Below are 12135 nucleotides of genomic sequence, written 5' to 3' on the forward strand. Positions count from 1 at the left end.
TTATTTCAATCCTCCTTCGCGCATGAGAAAGCCAATGTCCATGGCGAGTTTCTGCAAAGCCTCGGGTTCAGACCCATCGTAATAACCCCGGATCATGCCGTGGGCGTCCACAAGGACAAGCCGGGAACTGTGCAGATATTTGCCGTCCATGGGAATGGCTTCCGGGGGATTTTCAGCAACCGGCAAAAGGAAACTTTTCTCCGCCAGCCGATGCACGTCGCGGAGGTCACCGGTCAGAAAAAGCCACATGCGCGGATCGGCCTGAAATCGTTTTGCATATTCGGTCAGCACCTCCGGGGTGTCGGTGTGAGGATCGATGCTGAATGTCACCAGCCGCACATCCCGGGTTTTGCGCAGGATGTGCTGGAGTTGCGCAAATTGCGCGGACATATTGTGGCAGATGCCGGGGCACTCGGTGAAAATGAAATTGGCGACCCAGATTTTGCCCTGCAAGTCTTTGTTGGAAACCGTTTCTCCACTGCGCTCGGTCATGGTGAAAGGCTCCACAGTGCGGAGATTGGGCAAATTGCCCTTGCTGGTCAGGTAAAAGGATTTCCACGACCGGAAAGCAAAAAGCGCGAGCAAACCGGCGACAAACACCACCAGCACCGTCCAGATCACGGCCCGGAAATGGGGGTTCGACGGCCTCACATTTTTCGGTTGATTTTGAGCGTCATCCATACACAAATGATTAAAAGCACAATCGTTGAAAGGGCCGTGACCGTCAATGACAGCCCGAGTGAAGGCAGGGCGATTCCCTCAGGCGGAGCGCTGCCGAGAAAGTGACGAACCGCTGACAGCGCGTAATAAAGGGGATTGAGATGAATGATCCATCCGATCCAAGTGGCCGAACCCGACGGCGGGAAAAGCGCGCCGGACAAGAGCCACAGCGGAATCAGAAAGACATTCATGATCGCATGAAATCCCATCGTCGAGTCCATGGGCCAAGCAATCACATACCCGAGCGCCGTCAACCCGATGCCGGTCAGGAAAAGCGCTCCGACCAGCGGCGCAATTTGCGCGGGGGCAATCGTGACTCCGGCCATGGGCGCAAAAACACAGAAAAGAACCGCCTGCATGAGGGCCAGAATCGCGCCGCCGAGCACTTTGCCCCCCACGATGGCCAGAGGGTGAACCGGGGCGACGAGAACGCCCTGCAGGAACCCCTCGCGCCTGTCCTCAATAATCGAAATCGTCGAGAAAATCGCAGTGAAAAGCACGATCAAAACCAGTGTTCCGGGGAAAAAATAGGCGAGATACCCCCCGGGGGTCTCCGTGCCTGTCGGATTGAATGAATCCCCCACGCCCGCGCCGATGAGCACCCAGAAAACCAGCGGGGTCAGGAATGCTCCCGTGATGCGGTTGCGTTGGCGGAGGAATCGCGTGATTTCACGTCCGAGCAAGGCAAGGCAAGGTTTGACGACAAGCAGGTGATTCATGCGGCCTTCTCCTGGCTCTGAGCAAAGCTCTTTCCGGTCAGCTTGAAAAACACCTCGTCGAGACTGGTTCGGGACAGCGTCACCGACCCGATCTCCCGCGCAAATTGCCCCATGACAGCGGCCACGATCCCGGCTCCCTCGGTGGAACCCACCTCGACGCGCAAATGATCTGGCTTTGACTCCATGGCCAGTGAACCGAATCGCTCTGAAACAAACCGCGCAATTTGCTCTGTGTGATGAGTGTGAATGCACAATACATCGTGGGGATAACGGCGAATCAACTCCTCCGGAGATTCATCAGCCACGACCCGGCCCTCATCCAAAATCAATGTTCGATCCGATTTTTCAGCTTCTTCCATCAGATGCGTGGTGATGAGAATCGTCACACGATCCCGATCACGGAGTTCGACGAGCGAGTCCCATAATTCCGCCCGGGAACGCGGATCGAGTCCGGTGCTGGGTTCATCCAAAATGAGCAAAGCGGGGCCGTGCAAAAGAGCCTTTGCGATCTCCACCCGTCGCGCCAAGCCACCCGAAAGGGTTTCCACCCGTTCCTGCGCACGATCCGCCACGCGGAGGCGCTCCAACCAGGCTTGAATCCGTTTGTCCCGTTCCTGCCCCGATAATCCGTAGAGTGCGGCATGGCAACGAAGGTTCTCCCGCACCGTGAGTTTTTTGTCCAAGCTCGGAGACTGGAAGACAACACCCAAGAATGGCCGCACTGGGGCAGCGCCCGCCCGATAGTCCACTCCCTTGCAGATCATGTCTCCGGATTGCAATGGCACCAGTGTCGAGAGCAATTTGAACAGGGTCGATTTGCCGCTGCCATTGGGGCCGAGAATGGCCATGATCTGGCCGGAGCCCACGGAAAAGGAAACCCGATCCAATGCCGGGCGTTTCCCATAAGCAAAGGAGATTTGACGAATTCCCAAAATCGTGTTGTTTTCAGTCATGGTTTTTCCTCAGAAAAAGCGCCCCGAATCTCGACTATTCCCCCCGCAATGTCAAACGAGATAACCCCGCCCCGCCCGGATTATTCCATCCGCAAAGCCGTGGCGCACCTGAGGCACGGACTCGCGCTCAAGTGTCCCTTGTGCGGTCAGCACCCGATTTTTCCACCCCTGTCCAAAACCCGCTCCTTTTTTGATTGGTTCCAGCCGCTCGACGGCTGCCCGAAATGCGGTTACGCCTATGAGCGTGAACCGGGTTATTTTCTTTTGGCCACTTGGGGCGGCATGTATGGATTCGGCTCGCTTTTCGGGTTGTGCCTCTACGTCGTCATCGTAAAAATCATTCGTCCAGAATTCAGCTGGATCTGGCAACTTGTCCTGATCTGCGTGGCGGCGGCCCTCTTTTGTTTCCTGACCGCCCGCCATGTGAAATCCCTTTTCATCGCCTTCGACCGCTTCTGGGATCAGGACACGACCCGCTAGGCCCCCCCCCGAGTTTCCCGCCTCCAAGTGCGATGTGCCCATCTGCGTGCAATTTGCCTCTCACAAAGGCACAGGGGCACGGAGAGAGCAGTTCATCGTGCAGGGTGCTTCAGTGCGGAGTTTTTTTACAAGTGGGGCAAGCAGGAGCTTGGCCCCTCCAATGATAAAAAATCTTCGGATGACTGCGCTGGCCCTAGAAAAGGCCCCAGATGGCGCGGCCCACGGGCATGAAAACTTTGCCCACGAGGTCGAAATACAAGAGGGCAAAAAGTCCGACCCAGACAATATCGACGAAGTGCCAGTAAAGTCCGGCGTTGTCGAAAAAGAGATGGCGTTCCTTCGTGAATTTTCCGCTCAGCACGCCGAAAAATGTCCAGATCAGGAGCAAGACCCCGATGATCACGTGCGCACCGTGGAATCCGGTCAATGCGAAAAAAGTCGCCCCGTAGATGCCATCTTGGAAAAGCACATTCTGATCGACAATGAGATAATACCATTCATACGCCTGACCGGAGAGGAAAACCATTCCCATCACAATCGTCAGCAAAAGCCATTTGGCGGGATTTTTTCCCGCCTTGATGGCGACCTCGGCAAAGTGAAAGGCGAAACTGCTCCCGATCAGGATGGCGGTATTCACCAGCATCAGGACATTGATCACCGACATCGGCCAGTGGAACATGTAGGAATACTTGCCTTCCGGGGGCCATTCGGGCGCCATCCAGCGCAGAACAATGTAGCCGCCGATCAACCCGGCAAAAAGCATCGCTTCGGACGCCAGAAAAATGATCATGCCAAAGCGGGAACGCGTCTTTTCCGCCTTTAATTCAAACTCGATTTCTTCTGCTGTCAGTGTGGCCGTGGACATATAGGGGTATTCCTCTAATGGGGTTTCAATAGGATAAACAAAAGACTTGCGGAGAAAAGGGCAACAATGAATATCAGGAGCCCCCACGCGAGGCGGCGCTTGTTTTGTCGGAGTTTTTCCTGCGGATTCATCGCGGTGCCTTTTTTCCGGTTAAAATTTATTCCAGACCAACCATGCCAGCAAAAGCGGCAGATAAATGACTGATCCAATAAAAAGTTTGCGCGCCGTCACCGGGTTCGGGCGGCGATGAATCCCCATGCCAGCCAGGCATATCCCAGCCCCAGCGCCAGAGCGCCGGGGAAAAAGAGGGAGCGCACCATGAGATACATCGCCGGGAAAAGGCTGACTGGCAGAAGCGCGACGGCATAGGCAAACGCCTGCCGCGAGGTGATCCGTCCATCCGGATCATCCAGAGTGAGCATGCGGAATCCCGCTCTGGCATAATCCTCCCGATACAACCATGCGATGGCCAGAAAATGCGGCATCTGCCACAGGAAAAGAATCGCAAAAAGATACCAAGCCTCGGCGGACAATCCTCCAGAAGCCGCTGCCCATCCGATGACCGGGGGCAAGGCTCCCGGCACCGCACCGACGAGGGTATTCAATGATGATGTCTTTTTCATCGGCGTGTAAACAAAGACATAAAGCACAAGGGTCAACGCCGCAAAAGTCGCGGCGGGCAGATTCACGGCAAACCCCAGCCAACACATTCCCGCAATGGATGTCACACAGGCAAACAGCATGACCTCATCCGCATTCAATCTGCCCGATGGCAGCGGACGGTCAGCGGTGCGTTTCATCAGCGCGTCGGAGTCGCGTTCGAGGAATTGGTTAAAGGCGCTCGCTCCGGCGGCCACGAGCGCGGTTCCGATCATCGTGTGGAAAAGAAGGACAAGATCGACTGAACCCCGCGCACCGAGGTAAAACCCCGCCCAAGTGGTCATCAGCACGAGCAGGGTCAGCCGCGCCTTGCAAACTTCAGTCCACTCCCGCACCCACACGGACAGCGGCGAAAAGAAAGGGGTCGCGTCAAAAGTTCCGGTTTTCATGCGTTTTGCCTCACAGCTTCGAGTCCGGTGGAGGATTCCTCATTGGCTGGCGCCATCACCCCTTCAGATTGCGCGGCACGATAAAAAACAATCACGAGCAGTCCGCACAAAAGAAGCAGCAATGCGCCCCCCAGCACATGGGCTGTGGCGATGTCAGCGGCCTTATTCGACAAAACAGTCCATGCCCCCAGCGCAAATTGCGCGGTGACACCGGCGATCAGGGCAATGGCGGCGAAGCGGGCAAATCGGGTTCCGGGCATGGCTTTCAGGATTTTTACAGCGTATCCGATGACCAGGGCGGCCACCACACAGGCCATGGCACGATGAACCATGTGCAGATGAATCTGTCCGATGGTCACGGGCATCAGATTGTTTTGCTGGCGGGTTAGATTGATTTCCTCAAGGGCGGAAACATTCGTGGACGGCCAGACCTGTCCGTAGGCCAGAGGAAAATCCGGCACAGCCAGACCATTGTGCTGATGCCGCATCGCCGCGCCGAGCATGAGCTGGACAAAAATCACCAGAGCCACCCAGCAGCCAAACCGTGCCAGCCTCGCGGAGGAATTCCTCACCACCGGAGCAAATTGCGCGGTGGCAACTGTCGCCCCCCAACGAATCCAGCTTTTGGACAGAAAAAGCGCGATCGCCGCCACCAGCAGGAGAAAGGCCTGAGCGAGACAACCATGGATTAATCCCAGAAAGTTATTCAACTCCGTCACGCGCAAACCGCCGAGGATTCCCTGAATAATCACCATCACCAAAGCGGCCGAACCCGTCCAACACAGCCAAGGTCTCTCCTGCTTTTCCCGGCTCAACCAGAGCCACAAGCACAGCCCGATCATCATGAATCCCAACCCGCTGGCCACGATCCGGTGCGTGTGCTCGTAAAAAATCGCACGGTCACCGAACCACCGTGAAAACGGAAAAAGAAACATATTGTAGCCGTAGCTCGTCGGCCAATCAGGCACGGCCAAACCGGAACCCGTGCTGGTGACGACCCCGCCGATGCCGATCAAAACCAATGTCACCACCACACACAAAAGCGCATACAGGTGAAGCAACCTGCGCGTCAGTCCGTAGGGCTGGATTTGCTTGTTCATCTTCAAAAATCAATTTCTCGCCCTGAAAAATTCATGTCCGGGGAATTCACTTGCCGGAAGGAAAATCCCTTTATCCTCCCCAGGGGCTCCACCCGCTAATGAGCCGCGGCAAGAGCCTGACTCATCTTGCGTGAATCCTCCTCGTCGAGTTTTTCATCCTGAGGCAGATAATCTTTTTTCAGGCCCGGCACGCTGTATTCATACGGCCCATGATAGACATGGGGGATTTTCGGGAAATTCCCGTGTCCGATCGGATTGGTCAGAGTCCATTCCAAAGTGGTCGCCTGCCAAGGATTGGCCGGAGCGGCCTTGCCTTTGAAAAGGCTGCGGAAAAAATTGTAGAAGAAAACAATTTGCACCAATCCGAGGCCGATGGCCGCCAAGGTGACAAATTGATTCACCGGCTGCAAATTGCGCAGGTGCTCGTAAACGGTCGGGTCCGCGATCCGGCGCATCATTCCCGCCAGCCCCAGATTGTGCATAGGGAAAAAGGTGAGGTTGAAAAACACCAGCGTCAGCCAAAAATGCAATTTGCCCAGCCCTTCGTCGAACATTTTGCCGAACATTTTTGGGAACCAGTAGTAGATGCCCGCGAACATGGCAAACATGGATCCGCCGAAAAGCACGTAGTGGAAATGGGCCACGACGAAATAAGTGTGGTGGACAAAGAGATTCACCGGCGTGGACGCCAGGAAAATGCCGCTCAAACCGCCAATGATGAACATCGACACAAAGGCAAGGGAAAAGAGCATCGGTGTCGTGAACCGGATATTGCCGCCCCAGATCGTGCCCAACCAGTTAAAGACCTTGATGGCGGAAGGAACCGCAATCAACATCGTCGAGGCCGCAAAGAATTCAGACAGCCCCAACGCCATGCCGCTGACGAACATGTGGTGTCCCCAGACGATGAACCCGAGGAATCCGATGGCGACCATCGCGTAAACCATCGCCTTGTAACCGAAGATCGGTTTGCGCGCGAAAGGCGAGAGAATGTCCGAGGCCACACCCATCGCCGGAAGAATCATAATGTAAACCTCCGGATGCCCAAAGAACCAGAAAAGATGCTGCCACAGCAGAGGATCACCGCCGCCCTCAGGCAGGAAGAAGCTGGTTCCGAAATTCAGGTCAAAAAAGAGCATGCAGCCCGCCGCCGAGAGAACCGGAACGGCCAACAGCAACAAAATCGAAGTCACAAAAAGCGACCAGACCGTCAGGGACAATCTGAAAAGCCCCATTCCCGGCGCGCGCATCAGCAGGGTCGTGGTCACGTAATTGACCGCCCCTGCGATGGAGGCCAATCCATTGACGAAAATGCCCAGAATCCAAAGGCTCTGCCCCATGGCCGTGAGATTGTAGGAACCCACCGCGCTCAAGGGCGCGTAAGCCGTCCACCCGGAATTTGCCGCCCCACCCGGAACAAAGAAGCTCCGCCAGCATGATGATGCCGGACGCGAAATTAAAGCCAGTAAGACACCCCGTTGAGCACCGGAAACGCCATGTCCTTGGCCCCGATATGAGTGGAATGACAAAATTCCCGAAAGCGCCAATGAGCAGCGGCATGATCACCAAAAAGACCATGATCGTCGCATGCATCGTAAAGAGCATGTTGTAAAAGCCCGGCTGAATGATCCCGTCAATCACATAAGGGGCGTGAAGAAATTGCCCCAGAATCGGGAGCGGGGTGCCCGGAAATCCGATCTGCCAACGCACCAGCAGGGCCAGAAACCCGCCGATTAAAAGGAAAAACAAACTCGTAAAGAGGTATTGCAACCCGATCATCTTGTGGTCGGTGGAGAAAATGTAGGTGCGGAAAAACCCGAGCTTGTGCTCGTCACCATGGTGCCCGCCGTCGTGATGGGCGGACGCGGGGGCGTGGGGGGCTGTCGTGCTGCTCATGAATCAATCCTTTTATTGCGGTTGGGCCATTGCGACGGGCTGTTCGGGCTTGGGCAGGAAATCTTTGAGCCATTCCTGATACTCCTCGTCGCTGACAATGGAAATTTTGGCCTTCATATTGTAATGCCCGGCTCCGCAGAGCTGATTGCAGGCGAGGTCATAGGCGCCCGTCTCGGTGGTGACGAACCACACCCAGTCGATCGTGCGTCCGGGAACCATGTCCTGATAGAGACGGAAAGACGGAACATAAAAGGCATGAATCACATCGCGTGACCGCATCAGCACATGGATCGGACGCCCCACCGGAATGGTCATGTCGTTATAGGTGACAAAATCATCCGCGCCCGCCGGATCATTCGCGTCGAGCCCCAGCTTGTTGTCCTTCGACATGGCCACGTCGCTGGCGGCCCCGAGCTTTCCATCGGGCCCTGGGTAACGCACGTTGAACCCGTATTGTTCCGCCGTCACCTCGATGGTAATCGCATCCTCTGGCGGGGTTTGATGGAATTCTTTCCAAAGATGATTGCTCCAGAAGAAAAGCCCGAAAAAAATCAGGGTCGGAATCGTCGTCCAAACAATCTCAAACTTGTTATTTCCATGACTGTAAACCGCTTGGCGTTTACGGTTAAAGCGGTATTTGACGCAGTAATAAATCAGCAAAAACTGGGTCGCGACGAAAACCGCCCCGGTCAGCCAAAAAATAAAGTAAAAAACCTTGTCCACCTCCTGCCCGCGGGTCGTGATGACCGGCGGCAACCACCAGAGATTGTCGGTGCGTCCGGCGGCGGTGGCATCCATGAGGAAAAAGCCCAGCGCCATGGCAAAAATAGTGACAAAAAGTGTCATTCTGCGTCTTGAGATCATCTTTTAGATCGTTAATTCCCAAGGCCCAAAAGTCAAGGACACATTGTGAAATTTTTCACGTTCTCAAGATGCCCACTCTCTTTTTTGTCCGAATTCCTTGTCTGTTCCCCACTTTTCCAAGCGGCTCATGCCGATCAGTCATTGTCGCCCCATGAGACGGCTTTCAATCTGCATCACCATGACATTGCGCGACCAGTGATGCTCAATGGCTTTTTGGGCGTAAAACAGGCGTTCTGACGGTGTTTTGAGTTTGGTCAGCAGCACGAGATTATGGCCCCATGGCAATTGTCCAACAGGCTGTTGGACAATTTGCTCATTCGGCCAGGCATCCGCGAAAGCCCTCATATAGAGCAAGTTGCTGCGCGAAAAACCTTTCATGTTGGGAAAGGCATTGCGCAAGTCATGCGCCAGCCGTTCAATCACCTTGGCGCCCCAGCCTTGGGCAACCTGCCGGGCCAAAATATCACGGCCGATTTGCCAGTATAGCTGAATGAGTTCACGGTTGACAGACAGCGTCGCCCGCTGTTGGGCGGCATGAATTTTTATTTTGAGCTCAGAGAGCCAATCGGCATAACCATCCGGCGCATTTGTCAGTGAGATGACTTGATCACTCATGCCTCAGCTCCTCCAGTCCGACATCCAGCGGCGGGTGGTTTTCCCAGCCCCGGTAGTCAAAATGCCACCATTCATACGGAAAAGCGATGAATCCATGCCTCACCATGGTCTGGCGGAGCAATTTGCTGTTTCTTTTCTCCTCCGGGGTGGCCCCGGCATAATCGATGTGCGCTTTTTCACTGAAATCGTCAAAAGCCGACGGCATGGGCAATTCCTTGCCGGTTTTCAGATTCACCAGCGTCACATCGACCGCCGTGCCACGGGTGTGACGCCCGGCATTCGTGGCGGGATTGGAGACGTAACGGTCATCCTGAATGAGGTCCCACATTTTCTGCTGAACCCGCAACGGACGGTATCCGTCAAAGATTTTCAGGCCCAACCCCTTTTTCCGGAGGTCTCCCTGCGCTTTGACCAGAGCCGCTGCGGCGTCGCGGTTCAAATAAGCCCGGGCCACGGGGTAAAGAATGACCCCGGTGAAATTATTTGTCGTGGCGTAGCGAATGTCCATGACAAAGCCGGCATTCAACGACTCCAAACAAACAAGGTTTCCCTTCGCCCGCGCAATTTGCTCTGGGCTGAAAGTTTTTTGAACTTTTTGCTGAACCGCCACCGGGCCGTCATGGGCGACGACAGCATTCACTGACAAAAGCGCCAGCGTGAGCCAAAAGAGGAATTTTTTCATCACGCGCATCATTCCCTATTTTTTCTCCGAATCCAATCTCAACTTTAGGCGGCTGCGGAAGGAAGGTCTCTCATCCGAATCCGGCACGATCCGGACTCCGCTGGACAGGCGTTCATCGAGCATTTTCTGAATCCCGGCCATCACCACCGGAGCCGGGGCAATTTGCGCGTGGGGCAATTGCCCGTAAAATGAATTCATGTCCCATGAACCGCCCAAACGTTGGATGGCGCTCTCGGACAATTCAGAAAGCACGGGCAAGCCCACCCCGCCAGCGGCCAAAGCGCGCTGAGCGTCGGCCCGCAAAAGAAATTTCATCAGGGCGAGCGCCTCCGAGTTTGCGGTTCGAGCTTCCCGGGATTCCCATGAGCCGCGTCTCAAGCCAATGTCGCCTTGTCCCGCCCCGTGGCGTGGGGCAATTTGCAAAATTCCCGGCCCGGAGCGCCGTCCAAAGCGGTGAGATCCCGCCATTGCACGAAGGTCATTCCCACTTTCCCCTCCCCGAAAATACTGCGGGGCTTTGGGGGGCTGCGCGACCACGGCCACATTCATTTCCCCGGCCATGTCCGCATAGAAATCGATTGTCTGTTCAAGAATCACCCGGTTCTCCGGACTCATGATCTGAGCGAGGGTTTTCGCCTCCGCTTGGCCGTTGAAAACCCCCTCGAATTGCCAGAACATCATCACGATCTCGTCAGCCGAACCGCGCAATTCGAGGCCGAATTGATCCTTGCGCCCGTCGCGATCCGTGTCCATGGTCGCCGCTTGAGCCGCCTCAAGCACGTCCGGCCAGCCCCAGTATTCAGACGGATAAGACATGCCGATGCGGTCAAAGATGCGTTTGTCGTAGGCCAGAACCGTTGTGCTCCAGAAAAGCGGGAGCGCCATCACTCCATTTTTCCCGGAGAGCCGGTCGAGCAGGGCGGGATGAATGGAGTCCACAATCGGTTTGACCCTGCTGTCCTTGCCCATATTCATCAAACGCCCGCCTGCGGACAATTCCGCCAATTCGCCCGCATCAAAGACAATCAAATCAATCGGCTGGCCCTTCGACTCCATGCGCGCCAATTCCCCGGCCAAGGCAAATCCTGCCGGACGAATGTGCAGGCGGATTTTCGCGTTCCAGTTAAACTTTTCAAAATCCTCAATTTGCGCCCGGATAAAAGATTCCTCCGCCGGACTTGCCGCCACGAGGACATTGATATCCCGCGCACGGGGCAATGGCTCGGTGTCACGCGAGCAGCCGAAAGGCAGGAGCAGGGTCAGCGGCAGCAGAATTCCAAGAAAAAATCGGTTCACGGTTGGCCCATGATAAAAACAAACCCGCGTCCCTCAAGCCCCAAAAAACAAAAAGGCACCGCCCTGTTTTCCAGGACGATGCCCCACCAAAACCTCGAACAAAAAATCGATGCCGAGGAGAAAAATTATTTGCCGTAACCGCCGCGCAGGACAGTCAGGGACTTGACTGGCAGGGGCCATTGCCATTGGTCCACATGGGAGATGCGAACCGAATCACCGACGCTCAGGCGGCTCTTGCGGGGTTCGCCCACCTCGAACATGCGGACTTGACCGTCGCTGGAAACGACTGTGATCGAGTCACGGTCGGTTTCGATGGCGGAGATTTCACCGGTGAAAACACCCGTGGTGCTGTAGGAGCCGACCCCGGCAAATGCCGATGTCGAGAGGGCCGCGCCCAGGAGGATGGAAGCCAAAGTTTTTTCATAATCAGGTTTCTTTTTTTAAAGGTGGAGTGGTTAAGGTTCGGGGCCGATATAGACCGATGAATATGGCGATTGCGTGACGGAATTTTGACAAATCAGTGACAAATTGCCCCGGTGGCCCATGGCGATTTTTCTCTGGTCAGTCGCCGGCATGGGGATTAGTCTTTGCGCCTGTCATGCTCTCACAAATCCTTTCAATCCCGACAAGCCTCGGACGCACAGTTCTGCGTTTTGTCGATGAGCTTGGCTCGCTGACCCTGCTGGTGGCTGAGACCGCCCGGTCATTGGTCACCGCCCGTCCGCGCTGGAAATTGACCAGCTACCACATTTACAACTTTGGCTGGACCTCACAGCCCGTCGTGCTCTTGACCGGAGCCTTTGTCGGCATGGTTTTCGCCGCGCAGATTTTCTGGCAGCTCAAAAAAGTGCAGATGGAGAATGCGGTCGGCTCCATCGTGGCTGTGGCCATGTTCC

General features: G+C 55.4%; 13 protein-coding genes and 2 pseudogenes. 2 read left to right on the plus strand and 13 right to left on the minus strand.

Annotation, left to right across the window (positions count from 1 at the left end):
* Genes QQ055_RS10675 through QQ055_RS10685 form a run of 3 tightly spaced genes read right to left on the minus strand, consistent with a single transcriptional unit; the run spans position 1 to position 2392 of the window.
* Positions 1-681, minus strand: a complete 681-nt coding sequence (locus tag QQ055_RS10675; protein ID WP_284478238.1) for an SCO family protein — start codon at positions 679-681, stop codon at positions 1-3.
* Positions 648-1439, minus strand: coding sequence for an ABC transporter permease (locus tag QQ055_RS10680; protein WP_285964345.1), 792 nt, complete (start codon positions 1437-1439; stop codon positions 648-650). Before QQ055_RS10680 ends, QQ055_RS10675 begins: the two co-directional genes overlap by 34 nt.
* Entirely contained in the window at positions 1436-2392 is a 957-nt protein-coding gene (locus QQ055_RS10685; RefSeq protein ID WP_284478236.1) for an ABC transporter ATP-binding protein, read from the minus strand. The genes QQ055_RS10680 and QQ055_RS10685 overlap by 4 nt, the downstream gene beginning before the upstream one ends.
* A 48-nt stretch (positions 2393-2440) precedes the next feature.
* Here QQ055_RS10685 and QQ055_RS10690 point away from each other — a divergent pair, with 48 nt between their 5' ends.
* Complete coding sequence (locus tag QQ055_RS10690) at positions 2441-2872, plus strand: hypothetical protein (RefSeq protein ID WP_284478235.1); 432 nt, start codon at positions 2441-2443, stop codon at positions 2870-2872.
* Between the two features lie 193 nt (positions 2873-3065).
* Here QQ055_RS10690 and QQ055_RS10695 read toward each other — a convergent pair whose 3' ends face one another.
* The 10 genes and pseudogenes from QQ055_RS10695 to QQ055_RS10740 all read right to left on the minus strand — a co-directional run bounded on the left by QQ055_RS10695 (position 3066) and on the right by QQ055_RS10740 (position 11652).
* Positions 3066-3737, minus strand: a complete 672-nt coding sequence (locus QQ055_RS10695; RefSeq protein WP_284478234.1) for a cytochrome c oxidase subunit 3 — start codon at positions 3735-3737, stop codon at positions 3066-3068.
* 227 nt (positions 3738-3964) lie between these two features.
* Positions 3965-4786: a heme o synthase gene (gene cyoE / locus QQ055_RS10700; protein ID WP_285964344.1), complete on the minus strand. Its 822-nt coding sequence runs from the start codon at positions 4784-4786 to the stop codon at positions 3965-3967.
* The gene (locus QQ055_RS10705; protein ID WP_284478232.1) at positions 4783-5886 is read right to left on the minus strand and encodes a COX15/CtaA family protein; all 1104 of its coding nucleotides are present in this window, start codon (positions 5884-5886) and stop codon (positions 4783-4785) included. The genes cyoE and QQ055_RS10705 overlap by 4 nt, the downstream gene beginning before the upstream one ends.
* Before the next feature lie 95 nt (positions 5887-5981).
* Entirely contained in the window at positions 5982-7250 is a 1269-nt protein-coding gene (locus QQ055_RS10710) for a cytochrome c oxidase subunit I (protein WP_432806013.1), read from the minus strand.
* Between the two features lie 115 nt (positions 7251-7365).
* Positions 7366-7782: pseudogene (locus tag QQ055_RS10715) on the minus strand (cbb3-type cytochrome c oxidase subunit I); the annotation flags it as partial.
* Between the two features lie 12 nt (positions 7783-7794).
* On the minus strand, positions 7795-8628 hold the full coding sequence (gene coxB, locus QQ055_RS10720; protein ID WP_284478230.1) for a cytochrome c oxidase subunit II: 834 nt from the start codon (positions 8626-8628) through the stop codon (positions 7795-7797).
* Positions 8629-8787: 159 nt separating this feature from the next.
* Positions 8788-9261, minus strand: a pseudogene (locus QQ055_RS10725) (DUF1016 N-terminal domain-containing protein); the annotation flags it as partial.
* Positions 9254-9955 (minus strand): M15 family metallopeptidase, encoded by a 702-nt coding sequence (locus QQ055_RS10730; RefSeq protein WP_286004694.1) that lies wholly within the window; start codon positions 9953-9955, stop codon positions 9254-9256. The gene QQ055_RS10730 and the pseudogene QQ055_RS10725, both read right to left, overlap by 8 nt.
* Positions 9956-9958: 3 nt before the next feature.
* Positions 9959-11239, minus strand: a complete 1281-nt coding sequence (locus QQ055_RS10735) for an extracellular solute-binding protein (protein WP_286004695.1) — start codon at positions 11237-11239, stop codon at positions 9959-9961.
* A gap of 125 nt (positions 11240-11364) precedes the next feature.
* Positions 11365-11652, minus strand: coding sequence for a hypothetical protein (locus QQ055_RS10740; protein WP_286004696.1), 288 nt, complete (start codon positions 11650-11652; stop codon positions 11365-11367).
* 185 nt (positions 11653-11837) lie between these two features.
* Between QQ055_RS10740 and QQ055_RS10745 the strand changes: the two genes are divergently transcribed.
* Positions 11838-12135, plus strand: a 298-nt coding sequence (locus QQ055_RS10745) for an ABC transporter permease (RefSeq protein ID WP_286004697.1), incomplete at its 3' end; no start/stop codon positions are given.

Source organism: Geitlerinema calcuttense NRMC-F 0142 (assembly GCF_030285425.1).